This window comes from Pseudomonas asuensis (genome assembly GCF_014646755.1).
Lineage (GTDB): Bacteria > Pseudomonadota > Gammaproteobacteria > Pseudomonadales > Pseudomonadaceae > Chryseomonas > Chryseomonas asuensis.
The window spans coordinates 466,046-491,782 of sequence record NZ_BMNW01000002.1 but is presented as its reverse complement, the minus strand read 5'-3'; the positions used below and the strand labels follow the sequence as shown (position 1 = coordinate 491,782).

The 25,737-nt window shown below is 53.6% G+C and carries 23 protein-coding genes and 1 tRNA gene; 15 read left to right on the top strand and 9 right to left on the bottom strand.

The genetic code is table 11. From position 1 onward, the window contains the following. Positions 1-75 precede the first annotated feature (75 nt). From IEX86_RS06060 to IEX86_RS06025, 8 genes are all read left to right on the top strand, one after another. Positions 76-1,257 (top strand): MFS transporter, encoded by a 1,182-nt coding sequence (locus IEX86_RS06060; RefSeq protein WP_188865344.1) that lies wholly within the window; start codon positions 76-78, stop codon positions 1,255-1,257. Further along, complete coding sequence (locus IEX86_RS06055; protein ID WP_188865216.1) at positions 1,217-1,834, top strand: methylthioribulose 1-phosphate dehydratase; 618 nt, start codon at positions 1,217-1,219, stop codon at positions 1,832-1,834. Before IEX86_RS06060 ends, IEX86_RS06055 begins: the two co-directional genes overlap by 41 nt. Continuing rightward, positions 1,831-2,382 carry a 1,2-dihydroxy-3-keto-5-methylthiopentene dioxygenase gene (locus IEX86_RS06050; protein WP_188865215.1) on the top strand — a complete coding sequence of 184 codons (552 nt, stop codon included), beginning with the start codon at positions 1,831-1,833 and terminating at the stop codon, positions 2,380-2,382. The genes IEX86_RS06055 and IEX86_RS06050 overlap by 4 nt, the downstream gene beginning before the upstream one ends. Next, positions 2,379-3,062, top strand: a complete 684-nt coding sequence (gene mtnC, locus IEX86_RS06045) for an acireductone synthase (RefSeq protein ID WP_188865214.1) — start codon at positions 2,379-2,381, stop codon at positions 3,060-3,062. Before IEX86_RS06050 ends, mtnC begins: the two co-directional genes overlap by 4 nt. A 94-nt stretch (positions 3,063-3,156) precedes the next feature. Continuing rightward, entirely contained in the window at positions 3,157-3,372 is a 216-nt protein-coding gene (locus IEX86_RS06040) for a PLD nuclease N-terminal domain-containing protein (RefSeq protein WP_188865213.1), read from the top strand. A gap of 100 nt (positions 3,373-3,472) precedes the next feature. After that, positions 3,473-4,333, top strand: coding sequence for a polyamine aminopropyltransferase (speE, locus tag IEX86_RS06035; protein WP_188865212.1), 861 nt, complete (start codon positions 3,473-3,475; stop codon positions 4,331-4,333). Between the two features lie 255 nt (positions 4,334-4,588). Beyond that, positions 4,589-4,924, top strand: a complete 336-nt coding sequence (locus IEX86_RS06030; protein ID WP_188865211.1) for a ribonuclease E inhibitor RraB — start codon at positions 4,589-4,591, stop codon at positions 4,922-4,924. A 155-nt stretch (positions 4,925-5,079) separates the two neighbouring features. Further along, positions 5,080-5,967, top strand: coding sequence for an AEC family transporter (locus IEX86_RS06025; RefSeq protein ID WP_188865210.1), 888 nt, complete (start codon positions 5,080-5,082; stop codon positions 5,965-5,967). Positions 5,968-6,320: 353 nt separating this feature from the next. Here the strand turns inward: IEX86_RS06025 and IEX86_RS06020 are convergent, their stop codons facing one another. Beyond that, positions 6,321-7,016, bottom strand: coding sequence for a crotonase/enoyl-CoA hydratase family protein (locus tag IEX86_RS06020; RefSeq protein ID WP_188865209.1), 696 nt, complete (start codon positions 7,014-7,016; stop codon positions 6,321-6,323). A gap of 201 nt (positions 7,017-7,217) precedes the next feature. Between IEX86_RS06020 and IEX86_RS06015 the strand changes: the two genes are divergently transcribed. Continuing rightward, positions 7,218-7,307, top strand: a tRNA-Ser gene (locus tag IEX86_RS06015). Between the two features lie 82 nt (positions 7,308-7,389). Here IEX86_RS06015 and IEX86_RS06010 read toward each other — a convergent pair. Then, positions 7,390-7,680 (bottom strand): hypothetical protein, encoded by a 291-nt coding sequence (locus tag IEX86_RS06010; protein WP_188865208.1) that lies wholly within the window; start codon positions 7,678-7,680, stop codon positions 7,390-7,392. A gap of 314 nt (positions 7,681-7,994) precedes the next feature. Here IEX86_RS06010 and IEX86_RS06005 point away from each other — a divergent pair, with 314 nt between their 5' ends. The 4 genes from IEX86_RS06005 (at position 7,995) to bcsG (ending at position 11,937) form a co-directional block, all read left to right on the top strand. Continuing rightward, positions 7,995-8,279: a DUF1652 domain-containing protein gene (locus IEX86_RS06005; RefSeq protein WP_188865207.1), complete on the top strand. Its 285-nt coding sequence runs from the start codon at positions 7,995-7,997 to the stop codon at positions 8,277-8,279. A gap of 124 nt (positions 8,280-8,403) precedes the next feature. After that, positions 8,404-9,966 (top strand): cellulose biosynthesis protein BcsE, encoded by a 1,563-nt coding sequence (gene bcsE / locus IEX86_RS06000; protein WP_188865206.1) that lies wholly within the window; start codon positions 8,404-8,406, stop codon positions 9,964-9,966. Further along, positions 9,959-10,168: a cellulose biosynthesis protein BcsF gene (bcsF, locus tag IEX86_RS05995; protein ID WP_188865205.1), complete on the top strand. Its 210-nt coding sequence runs from the start codon at positions 9,959-9,961 to the stop codon at positions 10,166-10,168. The genes bcsE and bcsF overlap by 8 nt, the downstream gene beginning before the upstream one ends. Before the next feature lie 83 nt (positions 10,169-10,251). Next, positions 10,252-11,937 carry a cellulose biosynthesis protein BcsG gene (gene bcsG, locus IEX86_RS05990; protein WP_188865204.1) on the top strand — a complete coding sequence of 562 codons (1,686 nt, stop codon included), beginning with the start codon at positions 10,252-10,254 and terminating at the stop codon, positions 11,935-11,937. 51 nt (positions 11,938-11,988) lie between these two features. On the opposite strand, the gene curA is transcribed toward bcsG, so the two are convergent. The 7 genes from curA to bcsR form a co-directional block, all read right to left on the bottom strand. Next, positions 11,989-13,029 (bottom strand): NADPH-dependent curcumin/dihydrocurcumin reductase, encoded by a 1,041-nt coding sequence (gene curA, locus IEX86_RS05985; RefSeq protein WP_188865203.1) that lies wholly within the window; start codon positions 13,027-13,029, stop codon positions 11,989-11,991. A 132-nt stretch (positions 13,030-13,161) separates the two neighbouring features. Then, a complete protein-coding gene (gene bcsC, locus IEX86_RS05980) occupies positions 13,162-16,617 on the bottom strand; it encodes a cellulose synthase complex outer membrane protein BcsC (RefSeq protein ID WP_188865202.1) in 3,456 nt (1,151 codons plus the stop codon). Next, positions 16,605-17,708: a cellulose synthase complex periplasmic endoglucanase BcsZ gene (gene bcsZ, locus IEX86_RS05975; RefSeq protein ID WP_188865201.1), complete on the bottom strand. Its 1,104-nt coding sequence runs from the start codon at positions 17,706-17,708 to the stop codon at positions 16,605-16,607. Before bcsZ ends, bcsC begins: the two co-directional genes overlap by 13 nt. A gap of 5 nt (positions 17,709-17,713) precedes the next feature. Beyond that, positions 17,714-19,966 (bottom strand): cellulose biosynthesis cyclic di-GMP-binding regulatory protein BcsB, encoded by a 2,253-nt coding sequence (gene bcsB, locus IEX86_RS05970; RefSeq protein ID WP_188865200.1) that lies wholly within the window; start codon positions 19,964-19,966, stop codon positions 17,714-17,716. 2 nt (positions 19,967-19,968) lie between these two features. Then, entirely contained in the window at positions 19,969-22,557 is a 2,589-nt protein-coding gene (gene bcsA, locus IEX86_RS05965; RefSeq protein WP_188865199.1) for a UDP-forming cellulose synthase catalytic subunit, read from the bottom strand. Beyond that, the gene (bcsQ, locus tag IEX86_RS05960) at positions 22,554-23,285 is read right to left on the bottom strand and encodes a cellulose biosynthesis protein BcsQ (protein ID WP_188865198.1); all 732 of its coding nucleotides are present in this window, start codon (positions 23,283-23,285) and stop codon (positions 22,554-22,556) included. The genes bcsA and bcsQ overlap by 4 nt, the downstream gene beginning before the upstream one ends. Before the next feature lie 3 nt (positions 23,286-23,288). Further along, a complete protein-coding gene (bcsR, locus tag IEX86_RS05955; protein ID WP_188865197.1) occupies positions 23,289-23,510 on the bottom strand; it encodes a BcsR/BcsP family cellulose biosynthesis protein in 222 nt (73 codons plus the stop codon). A 433-nt stretch (positions 23,511-23,943) separates the two neighbouring features. Between bcsR and earP the strand changes: the two genes are divergently transcribed. Together earP and efp are read left to right on the top strand one after the other, a co-directional pair. Then, positions 23,944-25,092 (top strand): elongation factor P maturation arginine rhamnosyltransferase EarP, encoded by a 1,149-nt coding sequence (earP, locus tag IEX86_RS05950; RefSeq protein ID WP_188865196.1) that lies wholly within the window; start codon positions 23,944-23,946, stop codon positions 25,090-25,092. Between the two features lie 30 nt (positions 25,093-25,122). Continuing rightward, positions 25,123-25,689, top strand: a complete 567-nt coding sequence (gene efp / locus IEX86_RS05945) for an elongation factor P (protein ID WP_188865195.1) — start codon at positions 25,123-25,125, stop codon at positions 25,687-25,689. The last annotated feature ends 48 nt before the right edge of the window (positions 25,690-25,737 follow it).

Genomic DNA, 25,737 nt, shown 5'->3' with positions numbered 1-25,737 from the left:
AGGCTGCTATGACTTGGCACGCCGTTGATCAGTCGTACCGGCCTGCTCGGGCATTGTATGGATATGCGTAAGTCAATGGCGATTCCTTATTGGCGTCTGTCCAGCTTCTATTTCTTCTACTTTGCATTGCTGGGCGCAACGGCGCCGTTCCTGTCGCTTTACTTTCACCACCTGGGGTTTTCCAGCGAACATATCGGTCAGCTAGTGGCCATTCCCATGCTGATGCGCTGCCTAGCACCTAATCTATGGGGGTGGCTGGGCGATCGGACGGGTAAGCGGCTGGCCATTGTTCGTTTCGGCGCCTGCTGCACGCTTATCTGTTTTGCTGGCATCTATGTCAGCCACAGTTATGCCTGGCTTGCACTCATCATGGCGACGCATGCCTTCTTCTGGCATGCGGTGCTGCCACAGTTTGAGGCTATCACCCTGGCTCACCTGCGTGAGCAGGCATCGCTGTACAGTCGTATCCGTCTCTGGGGGTCCGTTGGGTTTATTGCGGCTGTAGTAGGGCTGGGTAAGTTATTCGAGCATTTCAGCCTCGATCTGTATCCAGCAGGCCTGCTGGTGATCATGACCGGTATTGTAATAGGCAGTGCCTGGGTCCCTTCGCCTCAGCCCGTAAAACTTGAAAGCTCCGGGAATGAGGGCGGGCTCATGAGCTGCCTACGCCAGCCGGGCGTCATCGCTTTTTATCTGGGGGCCTGTCTTATGCAGCTCTCCCATGGGCCTTATTACACCTTTCTAACGATACACTTGGAAAACCTGGGCTATGCTCGCGGCACGATTGGCCTGCTGTGGGCCGTAGGTGTCGTGGCAGAGGTTCTGATTTTTCTTGCCATGCCTCGGTTGCTGTCCATGTTTAGCCTGAAGCAGGTGCTCGCCGCCAGTTTCCTGCTTGCGGCGCTCCGCTGGTTGCTATTGGGCCATCTGGCCGATCACTTGAGTGTGCTTCTCTTTGCTCAAGTGATTCATGCCGCTACATTTGGCTGCTTCCATGCGTCAGCGATTCATTTCATCCAGCGCCGTTTCGGAAACAGGCATCAGGGGCAGGGGCAGGCACTGTATGCTGCACTGTCGGGAACCGGGGGCGCCTTAGGGGCTTTCTACTCCGGTTACAGCTGGCAGGTGTTGGGACCTGCCTGGACATTCGGCTTCGCCAGCCTAGCAGCGCTGGTCGGGGCATGCATGATCATTACGCGTTTGGAAGATCGACATCATGATGAATCATCGGGAGCTGCTGGCGCAGCAAATCATTGAGGCAGGTCAGTTCCTCTATAGTCGAGGATGGTCACCGGCCACCAGCAGTAACTATTCTGCCCGGTTGTCCGAGACTCGCGCATTGCTGACTGTTTCAGGCAAGCATAAAGGGCAGCTGGGGCTGGACGATGTGCTTGTGACTGATCTGGAAGGCAACAGCCTGGAGCCTGGCAAAAAGCCTTCGGCCGAAACACTGTTGCATACCCAGCTATATCAGTGGAAGCCGGAGATTGGTGCTGTACTGCATACTCACTCTGTTAATGCCACGGTCTTGTCCCGAATGATTGCCGACAATGCGCTGGTGCTGCATGACTACGAGCTGCAGAAAGCCTTTAGCGGTGTTACGACTCATGAGGGTAGGGTGCTGGTGCCGATTTTCGAAAATGATCAGGACATCACCCGTCTCGCTACGCAAGTCCAGACATGGCTCGACACGCACCCTGATTGCGTGGGCTATTTGATCCGCGGTCATGGCCTTTATACTTGGGGGGCGCGTATGAGCGATGCCTTGCGTCAGATCGAGGCGTTCGAGTTTCTTTTCGAGTGTGAACTTAAAATATTGAGTATCCGGACATGAGCTGCCTGACCGTCTACCACGAGTCCCATCCCGAACAGCCGAACAAGGTGCTTACCCAGGGTGATCACATCGCGGCAACGCTGGCTGAAGTAGGTGTTCGCTTCGAGCGCTGGCAGGCCACCGCGCCTGTCGCGCCAGGGGCAAGCCAAGAAGAAGTCATTGCGGCGTATCGTCCCGAGATTGATCGTCTTATCCAGGAGCGTGGCTACCAGACAGTGGATGTGATCAGCATGAAAGCTGATCACCCGCAAAAAGCCGAGCTGCGCGCCAAGTTTCTGGAAGAGCATCGCCATGCCGAAGACGAGGTCCGCTTTTTTGTGGCTGGGCGAGGTCTTTTTACCTTGCATATCGGCGAGCATATCTACGCTGTATTGTGCGAAAAGAATGATCTGATTTCAGTGCCTGCCGGTACGCCGCATTGGTTCGACATGAGTGAAGAGCCCAACTTTGTCGCGATCCGGTTGTTCAATAATCCTGAAGGATGGGTAGCCCAGTTTACGGGTGAAGATATTGCAGCCCGCTTTCCTCGTCTGGAGCTAGAAGCATGAGCATTCGCGCAATCCTGACAGATATCGAAGGCACGACCAGCGCAGTCAGCTTTGTCTTTGATGTCTTGTTTCCCTTCGCCACCAAGCACCTGCCTGCTTTTGTGCGTGAGCATGCAGAGGATTCGACAGTTGCAGAGCAACTGGATGCTGTGCGTGCCGAAGCGGGGGAGCTGAATGCCGATATAGAGCGTGTTATCGAGATTCTGTTGGGCTGGATTGCCGAAGATCGCAAGGCTACACCGCTCAAGGCATTACAAGGCATGATCTGGGCTCAGGGTTACAAGGCTGGCGAGCTGAAGGGCCATGTCTATCCGGACGCCGTCGAGGCTCTTCGTCGCTGGCATGCGTTAGGAATCACGCTTTATGTCTACTCCTCCGGCTCAGTACAGGCGCAAAAACTGATCTTTGGCTGTTCTGAAGCAGGTGACCTGACGCCCTTGTTTTCTGGTTACTTCGATACGATGACCGGAGGTAAGCGTGAAGCCGATTCCTATCGCCGTATCGCCAGTGCGACCACACACCAGGCAGATGAAATCATCTTTTTGTCCGATGTAGTCGAAGAACTAGAGGCTGCCAAGTCCGCCGGTATGAAGACCTGTGGTTTGGTTCGAGAGGGCGGTGAGCTGGCAGGTCATCCGTGTGTCAAAAGTTTTGCTGAAATCGATCCGTTAAGGCTCTGATAAAGGCTTATTCACTGACATTCGGTCGTTTAGGGCGAACTACCGCCTCGGGTGCGCAGTCCCAGTTTTACTGGAATTGAATTGGAGAGCACCCATGATTAACTCAACTATAGGCGGTGTCATCGGTTTTATCGTCTTCTTGCTGGATATCTGGGCCATCGTGAGTGTGATTCGCAGCGATAGCACCAGTAACAAGAAGATATTCTGGACACTGCTTATCATCATTCTGCCAATCGTGGGGCTGATTGCCTGGGGGGTTGCCGGTCCTCGCGCCAGTACCTCTGTTTCTGCGCCAACGCACAAGGGCTAATAGGGTAAGTGTAGAGGCCGTCACGCATTGCCCTTACAATGCCCGCCTTTCCAGGGCGGGCGTTTTCCGTTCCGCCCACTGAGGAACGGGAGACCTCTCTATGAAAGATTATCTAGAAACCCTGTATGAAGGCTACGGCCAGCGTTTTAGCATGGACGAGCTGCTCCACGAAGTGCGTACTGAACATCAGCAACTCGTTATCTTCAAGAATGCCCGCATGGGTCGCGTGATGGCGCTCGATGGCGTAATCCAGACGACCGAAGCTGACGAATTCATTTACCACGAGATGCTTACCCATGTGCCGTTGTTTGCCCATGGCCAGGCCAAGCGTGTCTTGATTATCGGTGGCGGTGACGGCGGTATTCTGCGTGAAGTGGCCAAGCACAAGAGTGTCGAGCACATCACCATGGTTGAGATTGATGCGGCCGTTGTTGATATGTGCAAAACCTATCTGCCAAACCATTCAAACGGTGCCTTTGACGACTCGCGTCTTAATCTCGTCATTGATGACGGCATGCGTTTCGTGGCAAATACAACTGACCGTTTCGATGTGATCATTTCCGATTCGACCGATCCCATTGGCCCAGGCGAAGTCTTGTTTTCTGAAAACTTCTATCAGGCTTGCCATCGTTGTCTGAACGAGGGTGGCATTCTGGTTACCCAGAATGGCACACCGTTCATGCAACTTGACGAAGTAAAGACCACAGCGAGCCGTGTTAATGGCCTGTTTGCAGACTGGCATTTCTATCAGGCGGCTGTGCCGACTTATATTGGCGGTTCGATGACGTTTGCTTGGGGTAGCCGAGATGCCAAGAAGCGTTTCGTACCTGTAGAAACGTTACGTGAACGTTTTGCGACCTCTGGCATTGTTACTCGCTATTACAATGCCGATATACATGTAGGAGCGTTTGCGCTGCCCCAGTATGTGTTGAGCGCCATTGGCAAGACTTCAAACGCCTGATACCTTCAGAAGGTGCCCTGTTGATCAGCAGCAGGGCATGCGCCACTCGTCGCCACCCAAGGAACCGGCGCGGCCTCACAGCTCTCTTTTAGTTATGTGTAATGCTCTACGTCAGACCCCTGTGTTGGCGTTTCTTTGAGTCACAAGGTTCGGCATGGTGACTTCGCCACGATCTTGGTGAATGCTGTTGCAGTGCCTCTATCACGCTCTATCGCATTAACTAAAAAATCCCATTCATTGAGCAGGAGGTGCCCTATGCCTTTAAACATCTCCGATGATGTGAGTCTTACCGTGCTTCGGCAGATGAAGGAGGGTGGTTTCGACTTCTCACGCATACATCCCATCGATTTCTTTGCTATTTTTCCTGAAGAAAAACAGGCCCGAAAGGCTGCATGTCAATTCAAAGGGGAGTCGTTGAACGCTCAGATAATGCCGCATGAAGAAGGTGGATGGCATTTGCAAGTCAGTAAAGTGATGTTTGCCACCTACTCGACCATTGACGATTTTGAGTCCGACCTGGAAGCCGTAGTAAGCCCTCTTGGTGGAACACTGGATGGCTGGGGTGTAACCCAGGAAATCAGGAGAACCTGATCTCCGCGCGGGGCATGGCCTTCAGTGTCATGCCTCTCCCAATTCCTTCTTATGCCTTCTGCTCTGCCTCCTTCTCACTTGATAGATTGCTGATTTATTACTTTTCGTTCCTGCCCAAGAGCGCATAATGAGTGCTTGGTTCAGGGGGGAACAGCATGCTGTCAGAGTTATTCGCGGTCATGGCACCTGTGCTCATTGGAGCGGGTATCGGCTATTTCTGGAAGCGCTGGGGCTATGAGTATCCCACTGATTTCATCTCCCGGCTGGTCTTCAATGTAGCGTCTCCCTGCCTGGTTCTTGCAACACTTGGTCATGCGCACATCGATAAACACAGCTTTGGGCAAATGGCTTTGGCTTGCGTCATTATTTGCCTGATCATGGGTGTAGCAGCATGGGGGTTAGCCAGGCTTTTCAAGAGAGACTGGAAGGTACTTGCACCGGCCTTCATGTTCCCTAATGTCGGCAACATGGGGCTACCGGTATGCCTGTACGCTTTTGGCGAGCCGGGGATGACATTAGCGGTAGCGTTTTATCTGGTGTTATCGATCGGTAATTTCAGCCTGGGTATTTTCTGGATGTCTGGTGAGCGCTCGCTCAAGATGTTATTAGGTAATCCCATCATGATCAGCGTGGCAATTGCGTTGTCGCTCATGATGCTTGATGCCCAACTGCCGCGCTGGATTGCCAATACGGTTGATCTCATGTCCGGCCTTGCGATTCCGCTCATGCTGATTACATTGGGCGTGTCATTGGCCAGCATCCGGCCTCAACACCTGGGATCTGGATTCCTGTTTGGTGGAATCCGGCTCTGCCTGGGTGCTCTTGTCGGTTGGTTGGTAGGCTGGGCATTGCAGTTACCACCTTTGGCGCATGCAGTGCTCGTAATCCAGTCCTCCATGCCGGTGGCGGTTTTCAATTACCTTTATGCGCTACGCGCTAACCGTTCCCCTCAAGAGGTTGCCAGTCTCGTCTTGTGCTCTACCATACTGGCATTTGGGTTTTTGCCGCTCATGTTGGCGTGGTGGATGCCTGCCGCTGGATGATCAACCTCCCAGCAGACGGGTCAGGTTCGGAAGTACAAGTACGATTGTGGTGATTATCAGCACGAGGCTCGCTTGCCGCCACTTGGGTGTCGGTTTTCTTAACATGACTCAAGCCCTTTCTTCTTATAGGGAGAAGCTCAATTGCTCTGTCGGCAGTTATGGCCCTTTGAAGGGCCATATCACATTGAGTCGAGACTAGGTCGCAAGTTACAGCCTGTTTAGATCTAAAGCTTTTCTAAATCTCTCGCTTAATGGTGTTTAGCGATTAAAGAGCTGCTTGTACAGCGCCTTTTTAGCGATATAGACACGTTTCACGCAGATTTTGCGACAGCGTGCCGTTTGTCTGATGATTGTCAGGCTTGCCCGAAGTACTTCGCATCCAATGCGATCGCTTCATCCAGTGCAGCCAGTAAGGGGGCTCTGGCCTTTATCTTGGTCTTGCCATGGGCTGGCATGTTGAGCTTGCTCAAACGTAAGGCCGCCTTGTGTACGGCTGATTCCAAGTCTTCTGGCGCTACAGTCTCATCCAGAAAGCCTGCATCGACAGCTGCCTGAGGCGAGAACATCTCTGCGCCAATGACGGCTCGCTGAAAGGCGGGTCGCGTTAAGCGATCATGTGCTATTTCGATTCCTGCCTGATGCATCGTCATACCAATAGCCACTTCGTTCAACCCAATGTTGAAGGCACCTTCTACCCCAATGCGATAGTCCGCAGATAGCAACAGGAAAGCGCCCTTGGCAACAGCATGGCCGTTACAAGCCACTATGACGGGGCAGGGGTGGGACAACAGGCGGCGTGACAGACGGGACCCCAGGGTCACCAGATCAATTGCTTGTTGCGGGCCGCTCATCATGACTTTCAGATCGTATCCCCCTGAGAGGATTCCGGGCTGGCCTGTAATCACTACAATGGCTTTGTCTTTTTCAGCCTGATCCAATGCCTGATTCAAGGCTTCGATGACCGCTGGCGAGAGTGCATTGACCTTGCCGTTATTGAGCGTCAAGGTTGCAACAGGAGATTCATATCGATAGGAAACGAGTGCAGTCATAGCGGTGCCGTTATCATTATTGATAGTGCAGTGAACGTAGCGGCTGTTTTAAGTCACGTAAAGCCGTTTGGTTGACTGCCTGGTCACGGGCTAATGTGACTTTCTGATTTAAATGCATGAATACATTAAAAAAAATTTGCCATTTCAAAATCACATAGATATAGTAGCGCACCTCAACGACGCAGACGTTGAGAACATTCTGGTGAGGTGTCCGAGCGGTTGAAGGAGCACGCCTGGAAAGTGTGTATACGAGAAATCGTATCGTGGGTTCGAATCCCACCCTCACCGCCAGATTAACGAAACCCCTGATAGCGAAAGCTTCAGGGGTTTTGTGCTTTTTAGGTATGCTTTTGTTGACCTTGAAAGGCGCCTGTTAGCGCTTTAGATTTAGATACCGTGATCCCGCGGTATACGTCGCAAGCATTAGATCTGGCACATTAGGTTCGTTGGCGGGTGCCGGCTTGCGAAGCGCACGCTCTATGTCTGTCAGGACGGTATCCATCAGCAGAGGGTTTTGCACTTGTGCTGACGTCAGCTTCCAGGTGAGCGATGATTTACCTGTTACGGGGGCTGCGGTAATCGTCAGGCTGCCATCGCAATCGACCATGCTATTGACCTGATAGCGTCCGAGCGAGAGATCTGACAGGTGAAGGAGTGACTTCATGATCAAAGAGCAGCAGTTTCCATGATGAGCATTAGATACGGAATTTCGCAAACATTCCCTTGAGGCCTAACCGTTTGTCAGATCCTCTTTTCCAGTCTTGTGTAGTGACTTGGATCAAGAAGAGGAGACTTCTCTAATATTTATCAGGCCTTGCAACGTCAGGGCATAAAAACGGTGTGCCGTTTTCGCCTGTTTATAGCGGTTAACCATTTGTCGATTGGTCTATACGTTTGCTTTAGGGCGGCTCTGGGTAACGTAAAATGTCTATGTATTCACGTTATCAATGGGTTTGCCAAAGAGGCATGGAGGCCTGTATGTCGCCTACCTATGAGCGACTAAGTATTGTTCAGGCTAAAAGGCTTTTAGAGTCTAGTTTTACGCCCTATGGATGCCGGTTTATACCTGATGGCCCTGAACACTTTGGCCTGGAGTTCTTCAGTCTGACGGATGGCTGTGTGATAAGAGTCGTGTTTGGCATGCGAACGCGTGACTGTCACCATGCGGGCCTGCTTGGCCAGTTGATTGCTGAGCTACATTTGGAACTCGCAATTAATCGACTGGATATCTTGATTGAGCAAGGCGACGCCGTAGCAGCCTAAGCGAACCCAAGGCTTACTTTTCCCTTTTGATGCTGTCAAAAACTAGGGTTGTAGCGTATGGCTAACTGGATGTTCGCCCTATTGTCTGCAATGCTTTGTTTATTTTCAGGCAAAGGCGAACAGTTTGCGTATCGCTATTCATTCTTTACCTCAACAATATGGCCACATGCGCCAACCAGGTCTTTATTGGCTACTGGTCAATCAGGCATTGGTCGCTGAGACGCTGTTGTTGTCTACCCTTCATGAGCAGGCTTCTGACGTATCGTCCATTTGCGTGTTGCCTGGCCAGCCCAAGGACAGTTGGATTGATGTGCTGCTGGCTCATAAGGCTAATGTCCGGTTTTATACCTTGACGGGAGAGAGCCACGGGCGTTGGCTAGAGCGGCTAACAGAAGAACTGGAATGGTATGGCCGACTGACCGGCCGGTTGGTTGTGGTGCAGTATGATGTCCGCCAGCTAGACAGCCTGACCGAAGCTGTTTTGAAAAAGCGGCTGGCTCATTTGGCAGGTTGGGTGCGTAAGCATCAGATTACGCTGCTCATGATTGGGGTAGGAGACGGTATCCAGCAGCGGACGCGTCTTGCTCCTCTTAGCGATGAGCTATCAGGCCTGGGTGAAATGGAGCGCCATGCGTTTCATGTGCACTACCACATTGATCACTGGCGTAGCGGGGAAGGCGGTGTATTCCATGCCGATTTTTCCCTGGAGCTAAGTGAGTCTGGTTTGCGCCTGGCAAAGGCTGCTGATGTGGAAGTTTCAACCAGCAATCGTGATGATGATGTCGTTCTGGCATGGCGAGAATGTTTGGCGGGCCGGCAGGCGCCGTCCCGGCATTGGCAACTATTTGAACAGCTTGAGGATCTGCTTAATGCTGCCCATGGTGCCTACGCCGCTACGGTAGTTCTGGGCATAGCAAGTGCCGGTAAGGTAGAGGAGCTTGCGCGACAGATCCATGGTCTGCGTGCGGCTCGAGGCAATCGTCTCAAGATCGTCATTCGTGAAATCAGTCAGTGTCTTCGCCATGTGGATGAGCGCCTGCTCTTTTCTGCAGGCACCAACCTTGTTGTGCCCTACCTGAACGATGTATCCCGCTTTTTCAGTCAACTGCAAAGTGTGCAGGGACAGGTTTACCAGCGAATAGGCGATACGGATTTCGACAAGCTCTTACAGGCATTGCGCCCTCAATTTATGCGCGGGTATGTTGCTGCGGAGGCTTTTATTGGCAGTGTGCAGGCTGAGCTTGAGCGAACCATGCAGGATGAGCTGACTGGCATGGTTTTAAAGCTTAAGCCAGCCAATGGGTTGACTGCTCTGGATCTGTTGGCACAGTGTGAAATGAAGCGTCGCGGCGATTTCATGACGGCTGTAGAACAGAATGTATATCTCTATCTATTCGCCTGCCGCATCAATGACATCGAACCGGCCTTACGGAACATTTTTCGTGTTTCCGTGGATTCATTGGCTGGCAACGTTGAGCTGTATGATAGCCCCGAGCGCCTAGGGCTGGAGCTGAGCCGAATAAATGCACTACCGCCTCAGCATGATTATACGGGCGATCTGGCCATGCGATTGAAAGGTATCGCTGAGCCGGCCGACATCAAGGATATCTCCCCAGAGTCTGGTGAGCCGCAGCCTGCACTAAGGCGTGTTTCGCTCATGGTGAAGAGGGTAGCAGCCAATGAGTGATGAGCTATTTAACTATGCAATTATCCTGACCGCTATTCTGGCCTTTCTGACCGGCTTTTTGTTGCGCTCGGCCTGGAAAGCCATAGTGGATTGGGTCTTTCATAAAATGCAGAGACCTCGTTATTTGAAGCCCTCGCTAGAGCTCAAAGGGGGCAAGATTCGCAGCAGCGAGACGCAGGGACGGAGTAAAGAACAGGCCTGACGTATTCTACGTTTCGTCATCCATTTGCCTATGCCTCGCTGTCGTCTTAAAGCAGGCAGGACGCCTTGATTGAAGATGTGTTCATGACTGATAGACCATTGCTGCCGCCGCCCACTGCGCTTCAATACTGGCGAGGACTGGGCCTCTGGAATTATTACTTTCTCACTAAGTTTGTGCTGGTCTGGCAGGGCCTGTTGAATTTTCATGCCTTGGAAAATCTGGCCTTTGCAGCCTTTTTGCTGGCGCCGTTACCGCCTGTGTGGCTGCATCGCCTAAGGCATCTGGTGGCGATCCCCATTGGGGTGTCGCTCTATCTGTATGACACGTGGTTACCCCCAATCAGCCGGTTGTTTGCCCAATCTGCTGAGATATCAGCGTTCAGCTTTGAGTACATCCTTGAACTACTAGGCCGGTTTATCAACACCTCTTGGCTGGCAGCAGGCTTAGTGCTACTGGTGGGCTACCTTTTCTTTAGCCAGTGGATACGTTTCACGGCTGTAACGGTTGTAGCGTTAACAGCGATCCTGATTGGTAGTCAAACAACATTCTGGCGGTCATCCAGTCCTACGGCTGGGCCAACGCTTGTAGAGGTACCGACGGCTACCGTACAGCCTGGTGGGCAAGCTTTGCCTGTACCCAGACCGGTAGCGGGCGGAACGGTCGAGCCGACCGATGCCAATCTCAATGCGACACTTACCGATTTCTATACGCGTCAGAGTGGCCTGATTAGTCAGTTCCCTCAGGCCCTGGGTAATGATGCAGCCCCTTTTGATGTGCTGATCCTCAATATCTGCTCATTGGCATGGGACGATATGGAGGATGTTGGGCTAAGCCAGCATCCGCTCTGGAACAAGATGGACGTGCTGTTCGATGACTTCAACTCGGCAGCCACCTACAGTGGGCCAGCCGTATTAAGGTTGCTTCGCGCCAGTTGCGGACAGTCGCCTAATGCCGGGTTGTATCAGCCCGCCAGCAAGCAGTGCTTTCTGTTTGAAAACCTTAAGCAGCTGGGGTTTGACGAAGCGATGGTCATGAACCACACTGGCCGTTTCGACAATCTGATCGGTCAGGTTAAAGATAACGGTGACATGCAGGCTACGCTGTTTCCATTTGGGGATTTACGCCCTGTCATGACGGGGTTTGATGGCTCACCCATTTACCGCGATGGGCAGATCCTGTCCAAATGGTGGCAGCAGCGGTTAAGCAATGTCTCGGCCCGGGAAGCGATGTTTTACAACACCATTTCCCTGCATGACGGTAATCGGGTCGTTGATCCAATATCCGGCAAGACAGTCACGGCAGACTACAAATCGCGCCTGCAAAATGTGTTGGATGATCTGAGCGCATTCATCGATCGCCTTCAGGCTTCGGGGAAACCGGTTCTTCTGGTCATCGTTTCCGAGCATGGAGCAGCCCTGCGAGGCGATCTTATGCAGATCAGGGGAATGCGGGAAATTCCCAGCCCGACCGTGACGCATATTCCTGCGGGAGTAAAGCTTATCAACGCCAAGGCCAAATTGAATGAGGCGCCCGTTCATATCCGCACGCCTTCCAGCTACTTCGCATTATCAGAGTTGATTAATCATCTGGTAGACGGAGCTGCGTGGAAAGATCCGAATTTCGATTTAAATGCCGTAATTACCAGCCTGCCGCCACTGGATCATGTAGTAGCAGAAAACGAGGGCAGCGTGATGATGCGCTTCAACAATACGCATTATCTGAGGCTGGATGGTAAAAGCTGGATCAAGTATCCCGAGCGGGGAAAGTGAGCAGGGCAGGGCCAACCGAAACACGGTCGGCCCTTGTTTGACTCGCAGCTGTCAGTCATTCCCGACACGAACTACCAGCTTGCCAAAGTTCTTGCCCTCTAGCAGGCCTTTGAAAGCTTCAGGGGCATTTTCCAGTCCGTCCACGATCTGCTCGCGATACTTGATCTTGCCTTCGCTTACCCAAGGGGTCATGTTTTCCAGGAATTCGCCGTAGCGGTCGCCATAATCCATCGTAATGATGAAGCCTTGCATGCGAATACGCTTGTGCAGGAAAGTGGCTTCCAACATCGGGAGACGATCCTTGCCGTCGGGCAGATCCTTGGGATCTTTGTTGTAGGTTGCGATCAAGCCGCAGACGGGAATGCGAGCTTTAGTATTGAGCAGAGGCAGAACGGCGTCGAACACCTTGCCGCCCACGTTTTCAAAGTACACATCAATGCCCTTTGGGCAGGCATTGGCCAGCATTGAGGAAAACTGCTCGCTATGGTGATCGACACACTCATCGAAGCCTAAGACATCGGTGGCGTGCTTGCATTTTTCGGCGCCGCCAGCGATCCCTACGACATGGCAACCTTTGAGCTTGGCAATTTGGCCCACGGTTGAGCCAACCGGACCGGTAGCGGCGGCAACCACCACAGTTTCGCCTTCTTTAGGCTGACCAATATCAAGCAGCCCCATGTAAGCGGTGAAGCCAGGCATCCCTAGCACGCCCAAAGACCAGGATGGGTGCTCAGGACTATCGCGCAGTTTATTAAGGCCATCGCCATTGGAAACGGCATAATCCTGCCAGCCACTGGCAGCAAGGACCCAATCGCCTTCCTTGTAATCCGGATGTCGGGAGCTTTCCACACGGCAAACCGTACCGCCCACCATTACATCACCCACTTGCATCGGATCGGCATAGGATTTGGCATCGCTCATCCGGCCTCTCATATAGGGGTCAAGAGACAGGTATACCGTGCGTAGCAGTACCTCGCCGTCCTTTGGTTCTGGGCGGGGCTCACGCTCCAGACGAAAGTTATCCTGTGTGGGCGCACCCTGTGGGCGCGAAGCCATTACAATGCGGCGGTTTTCGTTTTGGGATTGGGTCATGTCTCACTCCTGTGGATCATCCAAGGTCAGCTGAACGCTTATCCGATGAGGATAGGCAGGCTGTCGACTACAGGGAAGGGACTGACCTGTGTGCTCAGGGTTCCTGAGCTTCTATTGCATCACTGTTTTGTATCAGTTGAACTGGGCATATTCCAGAAGCGGCTCAGGCGGCATTTTTAAGTCGCCGTCCCATGGAGCAAAGCTATAGCGCAAATACACTAAGGCCTGATTGGGCTTGTAATCGCTTCCTACAGAGCGTTCGATTCCGGCAGATGTTCCAACGAACCAGTTAGGCGTAAGGCGACGCTCCAGCGAAAAGCTGGCTCGGTAGCCAAGCCCCTTGCTTCGGCCGCCTGTCAGGACCGGATTGCCTGCTGCGCGCTGCCAAGAAGATTTTGTCGGGAAGTAATCCGCATCGTCCTCTTTGACCCAGGAATAGCTGGCCGATGCTTCAGTATAAAACGACCAATCTCCCCATCGCTGTGCAAAGTTGATCGGAATCGAATAGGACAGGTATTGCTGCGGGCTGTAGTAGCCACCTTGGCCAAAGGTATAACCGCTCAGGTTTTCCTTGAAATGCCAGTACATGGCATTACTGCCAACACGCAGACGTTGATTTGGCTTATCGATCAGCCGAAAGTAGATTCCGCTCATCAGGCGGAGGCGATCGTTGCTTTCCACGTTCTTGCCTGTCAGGCGATGTGCCTGCAGGCTGGACCATATGCCATAGAAACCACCCTTGTCGTAGCTGAGACCTAGTGATACGCCATTGGTGCGTACGCCGCCCCAGGTCTTGCCTGTGCGCGGATCTTCAGTGCCTGCGTAGGCCAGCAAGGACGTAGACAGTGCACGACGGGAGAGATCCAGCGTCCAGCCAAGGGGTTCAAGATCACCACTCAGGCGTACGCCGCCAACAATATCCTGTACTGGAAACCCCAGAGGAGTAGTGCCTACGTCCCACTGGGTAGCCTGCCCGCGCCAGCCAATAGCCAGACTGGTGCCTTGAGCGCGTTGATTGAGATGGCCTCGGCTGCACTCTTGAGCGGTCTGACATAGAGCGACACTTCCGAAATTGTTCTGCTCCAGAGTATTTCCAAGACTACCGTTATCCATCGTGATGGTGTCAGCCCGGAAAAACCCTTTACCGTCTTTAAAGGGATGATCGGCCTCAAAGCGAAAGTCATGGGCCTTGAGATCCGAAATCCCTGCAGTGCCAGAGCTGTCCCATGAATCGTATTGCAGTGTGGCAGTAGGGGTCTGTTGCTGATAAAGCTCAGCAGTGTCGCTGCGAATGCTGCGCTTTAGCCAATCGTCATCTGGTTGCATCCGTGTCTGACGCGTGAAGCGCCCGTTGTTTTGGCCAGGATCGCCTATGCCGCTTGTCCGCATGGCCTGGCGATACCGATCGAGTGCAAGGTCAGGTTGCTGGTTTTGGTTGGCAAGCCGGGCGGCGTCACGCCATAGGAGCGGGTCGCTGGTTTCGATCTCCAGAGCGGCGTCCATATAGGCAGTAGCTTTCCCTGGCTCTCCCAATTCCAGCCAGAGATTGGCCATTCGACGCTGCTGGCTAGCTGTAGCAGGCTTAGATGAAAGCTCAGCAAGCTGGCGCCGCGCTTGTGCATTCAGGCCCTGTTGATGGGCCAGCTCCGTCAGGCTTAGCCCAGCCTCAACGTTATCAGGCTCAAGCGTCTGGGCGGCTCGATAATAGCGCTCGGCTTCTCTAGGACGCCCGCTTAACACTGACCACTCGCTTAATGCGAGGGGAATACCTGCTTCTTTCGGAAAACGAGAGCGCGCACTTTCCAGAAAATCAATCGCATCTTGAGTGCGTCCGCGATTGTTCAACTCACGAGCCTGTGTCAGGGTCAGGCCATAGTCCAGGCGATAGGCAAGTGCATGCATATCTTCGGTCCACTGGCTGGCTGGCACGTGTCGCAGGCTCTCCAGCGCTCGTTGTGGCTGATCCTGGCTATCGAGAAACAGGGCCTGGGCATATCGAACCACCGGATCTGCAGGATTCCGACGGAGCTGGCCTGCAAAGACATCAGCGGCCTTCGGATTGCCCAGTGCCGCACGAGCCCTGGCGAGATTATAGGCCAGCCACGGGTCTTCGGGTTGGAGGTCAAAAGCTTCTGTCAGTTTATGTTCGGCAGTTGCCCATTGGCCTTTGGCGGTATGATTTTCGGCCTCGCGAGACAGAATACTGGCCTGGATACGGTTCAACTCAGGCGTGTAACGCTGACGCTGATCGTGTGGGAGCGCAGCGATTAACGATTTCGCCGTGTCGATCTGGTTTTGCTGGAGATAAAGGTTAATCAGGCCTCGCAAGGCCGTGCCGTTTTGGCGGTCGTAGGTAAGCGCTCGTTTGTAGGTTTGCTCAGCTCTGGCTGTATCGCCTTGAGCTGCGTAGGCATTACCCAGCCCTGCCAATGGTTCTACCGCACGAGGTTGTAGTTTGGCAGCATGTTGGTAGGCCTGTGTGGCAGCACTGTAGTTGCCTGCACGCAGAGCAGCATCGCCATCATTTAAAGCTGCCCAAAACTGAGCTGTCTCGATCATGCTTTGCCATTTGGCACGCTGGTCGATGTTTTGCTCGCCGGCCAAAGCCTGCTGGTAAAACACCAAGGCTTCTCGCTGTCGGCCTTCGCGCTGTCGTAGCCGTCCTAGCCCGCCTAATGCGTCAGCGTCATTGGGAAAGCCCTTCAACGCTTGTCGTAACTCGCGCTCGATAGCGGCAAAGTCTTGAGAGTCCTGCTCCAGGAGCTGCTGAGCTTTTTGCTTGGCTCTGAATGCCGGGTTTGCCAGCAGCTCTTGCTGCGCGATCAGACCTTCACGGGCGATAGGAGCAGCATCTGGATAGGTAGCAAGGTAGCGCTTCCATAGCGAAACTGTTCGATCTTCAACCGGCATGCGCTGAAGCTGATCCAGCCATACGGCAGAGGCACCTTGGCGAGCGTAGGGGTCCTGACCGAGTTTTTCCAGATCCTTGTAGGCCTCGGGGTCATGTGGGTCTCGGTCAAGGCGCTGCCTGACCAGTGCCAACCGGTAATTACCGCTCTGAGGGTAGCGACTTACCAGTGACTGAATGCCTTGTAGCGCTTTTGCATGACCCTGCGGCGTATTGGCAACAGTCTGCCAGTATTCCAGCTCGTATTCCGGCGACGGTATGCCTGGCTTGAACAGTTCATTGTACAGTTTCAGGGCCTCATCATAACGGCCGGCTCGCGACAGCAGGCGGGCCTGGAGCAGTTGAGCCTTTTTCTGTGGCTGATTCAGTTCAAGGTCAAGGCGTGCCAGGCTCAAGGCGCTGGAGTCAGGCGCGACCTTTTCCAGGTGTTCCAGGGCAGTCTGGGCCTCTTGCGGTTTGTTCTGCCTCAGTCGTAGACGGGCAAGCGCTGCCAGCCCGTCTGGATGATCAGGCGCAACCTTGAAAAGGCGATAGAGACTATCCTCTACAAGGTCATCCTTGTTACGTGCCTCACCTGCTCTGACTTGGGCCATCAGCCAGTCTTCCGGTGTAACGCGATTCTGTGCCTGAGCGGAAACTCCAGCCAGCAAAAGCGCTAGCAAAATGATCAGCGCGGGCATGCAGCAGTATCCGGTAACTGCAATTCGCCATGGACGTTAAAGCGGAAGCGACCTTCCTGCCAGCCCCGCCCAAATAAGGAGAGCACGTTGCCATAGTAGGCATCTGCCTCAAGGGTCTCCTGTTTTAGTCGTGTCAGTTGACCCTCAAGAGACGTCTTATCCCCGAGGCTGGCCAATAATGGAAGGACGGCCGCTGAAAAGCCTAAAGGTCCTCGATTGTGAGCCTCTCCGGTTTGGACATTGACTTCTTCAGGTGGATAACCTGCTCGGGAGATATAGGTCTGCATGGACTGAAAGCGGGACAGCAAGCTATCCCTGCCTGCTGATCCAGGCGCCTGCATGCCTGCCCACAAGTACACCCGAATAGCGTTATAGCTACCTTGCCAATTACTCCGCTCGGAGCCGTGCCAGCCGTCTGAGCGCCAGTCGATCCAGTCAGGCGCAAAACCTCTGGGAGCAGTCTCATTCAACAGTCGTAAGGTGGGCGCAATCATGCGCTGCCAAGGGCCTTCCGGGTGCTTGTACGCAAAGCTGCTGAGTAGGAATACCGGGGTATAGCTTGGGTTGAGCGTCCAGCTGCCCTCATCGGTAAAGCCTACCGGGGCTGGCAATAATACAGGGCCAAGGCCGTCGACCTGCGCGACCTCCTGCCTGTCGATCTGTTGCAAGAGCTGATTGGACAGCGTCTGGTAATTACGTACCCTCCAAAGGCGCGAGGCCTCCTGAAGACTGTAGGCAATCCAGAGGTCGGCATCAGAAGCTGCGTTATCATCCAGCACCTGCATGTTGCCATTCTCTGCACGTCCCCAGAGCCAAGCAGGCAGGTGTTTGGAAAAGTCTCCCTGACTCAGGTTGGCCTGGGTCCAGCCAAGCAAACGCTGAAACGTTGTTCGGTCGCCTGCCACTAGGGCGAAGAACAAGGCGTACGATTGCCCCTCGGATGTGGTAATTGCTCGCGCATCACTACGATCGATTACCCTGCCATTTTCGATAAAGCCCCGCTTGAAATTTTCCCATGCCGGCCACTGACAGGCAGCCGATACGGGGCTGGCTAGGCTGATCAGGCAGAAAGAGGCGAGCAATTTTTTCATGACGGTTACTCATGTTCCTGCAAGCGACGGCGAGCTAGCCAGCGGAGAATATTCCAGAGCAGGGCAGCCAATAAGAGTGTGGTCACAATTGCAATGAATGCCAGCAGCAGCGGATGTGCGGACAGGTGATACCAGAGAAGCAGCCACCAGGGCAGGCTGCCTACGTAATAGGGATCTCCCACAATGTGGCTGTCGGTGCGGTTTCCACGGAACAGACTGACAGACCCGGTAATGGTCTCAAGACCGGTATTACGACTCAGGGCCTGTTCGAGTTGTTGATAGCTACCTTCTCCGTAGCCCATCAGCGCCACTACGCTACGAGCCTTGGCATAGGGAGATTCAAAGCCAACCAGCGCAGAAATCGGGCCTGTGGATGATGTCTCCAGCTGGGTATCGCCTGCAATAAACCCAGGGTCCTGTAGGGGAGGCTCAAGACGAGATGCCTTACGGTTGGGTAGCATGAGCGACGTTCGGGTCTGATCCACGAACGCGCTCATGTTTTTGTTCATCTCGGCTCGGGCCTGCTCGGGTATTTCGCCCAGGATCAGTAGATCTCGCTCACCCTTGTTTACGGCTGACCAGTCATCGCCAATAGTAACTTGGGTTGCGGGATAGCCGGTAATAGCTCCCATACGCCCCATCAGGGTAAACAGAAGACCTGTCTGCTCCGGTGTTGGCTGTGAGGGCATCAATACTTGTGTCTGGGAAAGATCGGCAAGGCGGGTAAACGGATAGCCTGCACTGACAAAAGCACGAAGATCAGGCATGGCTTTATAGTGATAAAGCGAGGAAAAATCGATCGTCGAGTCCGGATCAATAGCCGCCTGGATATTGAGTGGAAGCGTAGTGGTGCAGCTAGTGGTGTCGCCGTTGGCAGGGAAAGCACCAAATGAGAAATCAAATCGCAGTTCATTACGAGCGCCCAGCTTGAGTGAAGGTACCTGAAAGCCGGTACTGGTTCCCAGCAGGTTTTCGTTGAGAATTGGCAGGTTGACACCGCCAATGCTCTGGTTGGCATTCTTGCTCAGCGTAAAAGCTTTGATGAACTGATTGTTCGCATTGACCGTCAGCAGGGCCGTATCGTCGCGCAATGGAGGCGTATAGCGGTATTTAAGGTCTAGCGGGATACCACGATTTCGCCACACGAACAGATCCGGCGGAATATTGAATGCCAGCGTGATCGGTCGTGGCACCATGCCGGAAGCTTCTAGCTGGTTGGGATACTCCATCAGCTCACCTAGGCGAGTAGGGCGCTCCAGCGAAACCCAGTTGGGTGCATCATAAGGTTGGCGAGGCGTCAGGGTCTGTAGGGAGTCCACCGTAGTAGACTGCCCCCGTAACGTCACTGCACCCAGGGCAACAGCTTTCGCTGCAATAAGCAGATCATTGTCATCCCGCCCGAGAATGAGTAGCAGCTTTGCATAGGGATTGTGCGGGTTATCGATGATCTCGATGGTAGGCGCTGCAACCTCGGCGTGGCCTTCGATCAAATCGGGCAGTTGCGCATTTGTTGCAAAGACGATGGCATTGCCTTGAGTTGGCAGCTGCCCATAAGCGGTAGGAAAACTCGCGCCACGCCAGCCGCTCAGCGTTCCAAGCCAAGAGGCCATTATGGCACCGGCCGTCTGCTCCATACTGTTGGGGCGGTCCGCAAAGACGAACGGAACGCTTAACGCCGCGGGGTCACGTTGGTCAAAAAAGGGCTCTGGCAACATGGCCAGATCATTTTGGGTTTTCAGTGCCTGTGTACTTAGGATGAGCTGGCTTTTTGCACTGAAATCGACCCATAGACTGGAGTGCAGCGAATCTTCACAAATCGGTGCGTAATGCCCGACCAATTCAAAGCGTACGCTGTTGTAATCGGCGATGAACTGGGCATCGAGAGGCAAATCCCGAGTGATTTCCTTGCCCAGGTCCGCTTGATTGATAGGCAATACCCCCATCAATTCATTGTTCAGATAGACCTTCAGGTGTGACTGTACCGGAATCAGTGCTGGTGAGGGCGTGTACACCAGATGCAGTCTGGCGCCGGTGACCATCTCATCACTGCGTAATCCGAATTCTGCGTAGAGATTTCTCAGTACATTGCGGGTAGTGAGGTTACCCGCCGATGAAATCTGATTAAAGCCCAGCTGCCGCTCCTGCAGGGGCGGTGGAGCAGGCGTGTTGTTGGCCGGCGCAGCTGGAGACGCTGCGATTGTCCAGGGGGCGCAGGCCAAGAGGGCCGCTGCGATGAGAAAGCGGGTTACGCCCTTCATGCTTATCCTTGCTGTTGTGTTCGTTTTGGCTGTAGGACGGGTGTTACAGGTATAAACGATACAAGCTTCTCTACCAGCCATACCGATCCCTTGATAAGCGGGCGTGAAATCCTGGGGGAGTGCTGGAGCATGCGTTTATATCCTGATAATCCGACACGGATAATCGCCAGGATGCTGCGCAGCGGGCTGTCTTGAACGAAACTTTCCTGCCATTGCGCCCAGGTATCGGCCCGTGCAAATGTGCATTGCACAAAATTGATCCGCGTCTGAACATCCATGGGCTCAAGTTCTAGCCCGACCACACGGCCTCGCTGGTTTCGAACGCGCGTGTCAAAGCTGTATTCTTCAAGGCCGCGTTTTAGTTGCAGGAAGATCTGTTCGTCAGCTTTAAGCTGTAGCTCAGGCGGCAGTTCCAGCCCAACGCCGCCATCGGAATAGTCAGTCAGCATACAGGCGTACACATGTCCGCCCGCAAGGCGTATGGCAGCAGGCAACCTCAAATCGACACGGTGAGTCCGGCGAACCTGGCGGACCTCCGCCGCAACGGCAATCGCGCCGCCCAAGATAATCAGGTTATAGACGGTCCAGAGCATACTGATGATGACGGTGCCTTGTTCGACAGCAGGGCCAGTAAAATAACGATAGACGCCAAACAGCAGGCCCACCACATTCAACCCTGCCAGAAACAGAAAGGACTTCGAAATTGACCAGTCGAAAACGTTTTCTTCGACCAGTCCACCTTTGGCCGTCACGTTGAATTTACCCTTGTGCGGGTTGATCAGGGCCACCGTGGTTGGTCGGGCGATATACCAGGACAGTACCGTCTCGTAGATCTCGCTCCAGAAGGAATAGCGATAGCGGCCCTGAATGCGTGAGTTCGTGATGCTGGCATGGGCAATGTGTGGCAGAACAAATAGCAGGATTAAAAACGCGGGCGCATACAGGATGTAGGCATGCAAAATCAAAAAGGCCAAGGGTGAGAGCAGGTAAATCAGTCTGGGAATGCCTGCCAGAAAATGGAGCATGGCGTTGCAGTAGCAGAGCCGTTGCGGAAGCGAGAGGCCCTTGCCCATTAAGGGATTGTCCAGGCGGAAAATCTGTACCATGCCTCGTGCCCAACGAATCCGCTGGCCGATATGCGCAGAAAGACTTTCAGTAGCCAGCCCGGCTGCCTGAGGAATGCGGATGTACGCAGAGGTCCAGCCGTTACGATGCAAGCGCAGGGAGGTATGGGCATCCTCAGTCACGGTTTCCACGGCAAAACCATTAATGCTTTCCACAGCGGTACGCCGTAGGATGGCGCACGAACCACAGAAAAACGTGGCATCCCACATGTCGTTACCATTCTGTACCAGGCCGTAAAACAAGGTGTTTTCGTTTGGCGTCCGTCTAAAGTTACCTAGGTTACGTTCGAACGGGTCTGGCGACAGGAAGTGGTGAGGGGTCTGCATGACGCCCAGCTTCGGGCTTTTCAAGAACCAGCCCATGGTCATCTGAAGGAAAGAACTGGTCGGAATATGGTCGCAATCAAAGATGACCAAAAATTCACCTTTAGTGATTTTCATGGCCGCATTCAGGTTACCGGCCTTGGCGTGGCGGTTATCCGAACGAATCAGGTAATGCACGCCTACCTCGGCGGCAAACTGGCGAAAGGCCTCTCGCTTGCCGTCATCGAGGATATAGATGTTCAGCTTATCCCTTGGCCAGTCAATGCCTAGAGAAGCCAGTACGGTCGACCGTACAACGGACAGGTCCTCGTTATAGGTAGGAATGTAGATGTCGACCGAGGGCCATTCGGCAATATTGAGCGGTAGTGGATAGGGTTTACGATCCAGCGGCCAGATTGTCTGAAAGTACCCCAGGATCAGCACCAGCCAGGAATAGGTTTCCGCTAGCAGCAGAAGCATGCCACAGACGATATCCATGGGATTTTCCCAATTAAGCGTCTGCGTATACCGCCACCAGAAATACCGGCACGATACGATCAGGGAAAGAATGATCAGTGTCAGGGTGGGAAAGCGGCCCGGCATCTTGCGGATAATCATCGCCAATGCCCAGATCATCGCAATAAAAACAATCTGCTGACCAATCTCGAAAGGCTGCGTTACACACAGCAGCAAAAGCGGTACGGCAATAAGTGAAAAGGCCCCACCCAGGATGCATTTGGCTCTGAATGAAAGAGATGACCATGCATGATCCTTCAGGGTATCTAGTGGCAGCTTTAGGGGCAGCCGTTCTGCCGAGTGATGCAGCCAGCGTCGATGCTTGAATAGGGTTAGAAAGCGTTGGGCGCCCTTAGACAGCCCAGCCAGATAGTCCGGCCCCTTACCATTGACTGGCCTGACCAGAAGCAGCCAGACACTTTGCGTGACTGTACGTACAGGGTTGCCCAGGCGGCGAACAGATAATTGGGGGTACAGTGCACGCCAGTTGATTGCGACCCATTGCCAGGTAGGGCACTCGAATCGCAGGAAAATCCAACCTAACAGCCACAACGACGTCAGCAGAAAAGCAACCGGTGGGCGATGATGCTCACAGCTTTTGCGGTAGTACAGCGAAAGCCAGGATTTAGCTGTCGGTGCCAGAATCATGCTGAGCCTGCCTGCGCCACGCTCCACGTAGCCAGCGAAAGGAAGTTATGGCTGGCCAGGGACGCGGGAGCGCTATCTGCTAAAGGACGCTTCAGGGCAAGGGCTTCACGTACGGCTTCATCCTCATGGATTACGGTTGAAATCAGGGTTTTGCCTAAAACCAGCCGCCAGAGCTGAATCAGGTCGCGTGACAACTTGTACGCCGGCTGATACCGATTCACGAGCCAGAAGCGATTGGGTGTGTTCAGTTGGCCAACCAGGGATTGTTGGTTGATCAGGGCATGGCACGCGGGATCGGCCTGCACGATCTGAATCCATTGCAGATCTGTGATTTGCCCAAGTGCCTCTCGAAAACTCGAATGCTGCGGCACATCGAAAATCACATAGGTATCGTCCGGCATGGCAAGTGCGCGCAGGGACGTGGGTAACCAGTCAGCGGCCAGTTCGTGTAGATGAGAGAGCGAAGTCGGGCGGCCAAAGGGCAAAAGCCAGATATTTTCCTTATAGAGGAAGGCCGTACTTTGCCAGGGATATCCCTCAGCCAATGCCTGCGCCCAGCCCGCGCTTTCGGTTACGGAAAGACCAAAGTGGAGCCCCAGCAGGTTACTCGGGCAAAGGTCGATCAGCAGAACATGTTTCTGTAATGTGGCTAGACTTGCCGCCAGGCCTGCGGCTATTGAGGTGGTTCCACAGCCGCCCCGTATTCCCTGGACGGCTATAACGTGCATATCTTATGAGGCATTCTTCAGTTTGGCTTGCTCTTGAGTCGGTAGTACGACCTGAAGCGTTTCCAAAAGAAGAGGCCATTCGGCCAGCGCTTTATTCAGGTTCTGTACAGTCTGAATTTCAGCGTAGCGGAAATTTTGCAAATCGTAATGATGAATTAACGTGGAAACATCTTCACGACCATTGATATCCAAAGCTTGGGCGTCAGTAACCGGCAGTTTAGCCATTCCAATAGTGCTCCTGTTTGCAAAGCGCTGAGCTTTACCGCATTTATTTCTGGCGCACCAAGCGGCGTGAGGTGCGATGGACTAAGCACTCGGAAATAAAAGCGTCATGAAGGACTGCCATAATCGGATTGACCTACTACCGCCCGTGATCCGTGTCTGATAACAGACTGCCCGGGTCCAGCTACGCCTTAAATTTGATTTCCTTAATCCACTCGATTCATTTTTTGTGAATCAGTGCAAATTATCGGCTAGCCTCATTATTGTTTGAAGCCTTGCCCTGCCACTTCTGACCGAATCGGTCTTGTTTAAGACGAATGGCATTTTGATGGCATTCATCTGTTCACCTCATTTCTAGTTGACCTGAGCGTTGTGTCTGGCTAAATGCCGTCCGGTGGTGACGCTGGGTGTGTCATCCGCTGAGCAGTGAGGGTGAATGAACGCTTCGTGGGATATCTTTTGCAGTGTCGTCGATAACTATGGCGACATCGGTGTGACGTGGCGGCTTGCACGTCAACTGGTGGTTGAGCATGGCCAGCAGGTGCGCTTGTGGGTAGATGACTGGCCTTCCTTTGCGCGTATTCATCCCGCTGGGCGCATCAGCGATGCTCCTGTGCAGCAGCATCTCGGCGTCGAGGTGCATCACTGGACAGCCAACTGGCCCGAAGAGGTCATACCTGCGGATGTGGTTGTCGAAGCATTTGGTTGCCCATTACCCGAGCCTTATGTTCAAGCGATGGCCCGACGCACTTCCAAGCCGCTCTGGATCAACCTTGAGTATCTGAGCGCTGAAGGATGGATTGAGAGCTGTCATCGCCTGCCATCGCCTCAACAAGGGCTACAGAAGTATTTCTTCTTTCCCGGTTTTACCGGGGGAACAGGGGGGCTGCTTAGAGAGCGGGATCTACTCGCCAGACGAGCACGCTTTCAAGCCTCGGCTGAAGCGCGCGCGTGCTTTCTGGCGACTCTGGGCATTACCCAGCGGCCCGATGAGCGTGTCTTTTCACTGTTCAGCTATGAAATTCCAACGCTGGCCGACTGGTTACATGAGCTGGCCGAAGACGCCGTACCGACCTTGCTGCTCATTCCTGAAGGACGCGTACTGGGCAGCGTGGCCTGCTGGCTCGGTACGGAGGCGCTACAGGCTGGGGATGAGTATCGTCGCGGCTCGCTGCGGCTGTCTGTCGTTCCGTTTCGTCAGCAGGATGACTATGACCTGCTTCTCTGGTGCTGCGATTTCAATGCCGCGAGGGGTGAGGAGTCGTTTATTCGTGCGCAGTGGGCTGGCCGCCCCTTCATCTGGCATATCTATCCGCAGGAGAAACGAGCCCATATGCTCAAGCTAGACGCGTTCCTGGATCGTTATCTGGAGGGATTGAGTCCTGCTGCCCAGGCGGCCACACGAGCGTTGTGGCATGCCTGGAACGGGGAGGGAGCGCTTGGAAAGGCTTGGCGTGAATGGTCAAAGTGGGAGCCTGAAATGACCGCTCATGCAGAAAACTGGTGTGCCCGACAGAGCGAACTCAATGACTTGGCGTCAACGCTAGTACAATTCCATGCAGAGCGGCTATTATACGGCGCTTGATTTTCTATCTTCTTCCAAACGGATAACCGCATGAAAACCGCACAAGAGTTCCGTGCCGGCCAAGTGGCCATGATCGACAATGCTCCCTGGGTCATCCAGAAGGCTGAGTACAACAAGTCCGGCCGTAACGCTGCAGTGGTCAAGATGAAACTGAAGAGCCTGCTGTCTGGCACTAGTACCGAAACGGTATTCCGTGCTGACGACAAGCTGGAACCAGTGATTCTGGATCGCAAGGAAGTAACCTATTCTTACTTCGCCGATCCCCTGTATGTGTTCATGGATAATGAATACAACCAGTACGAGATCGAAAAAGACGACTTGGGCGATGCGGTTAACTACATCGAAGATGGCATGACTGACGTCTGCGAAGCTGTGTTCTATAACGATCGCGTTATCTCCATTGAAATGCCGACCACTATTGTTCGTCAGATCGTTTACACCGAGCCGTCTGTTCGTGGCGATACATCGGGTAAGGTGATGAAGACTGCTCGTTTGAACACCGGCTTTGAGCTGAAAGTTTCCGAGTTCTGCAATATCGGTGATCACATCGAAATCGATACTCGTACCAACGAGTACAAGTCACGCGCCAAGGTTTGATCGGCGAGTGTCATAAAAGCCCGGCTGATGCCGGGCTTTTTTATGGGC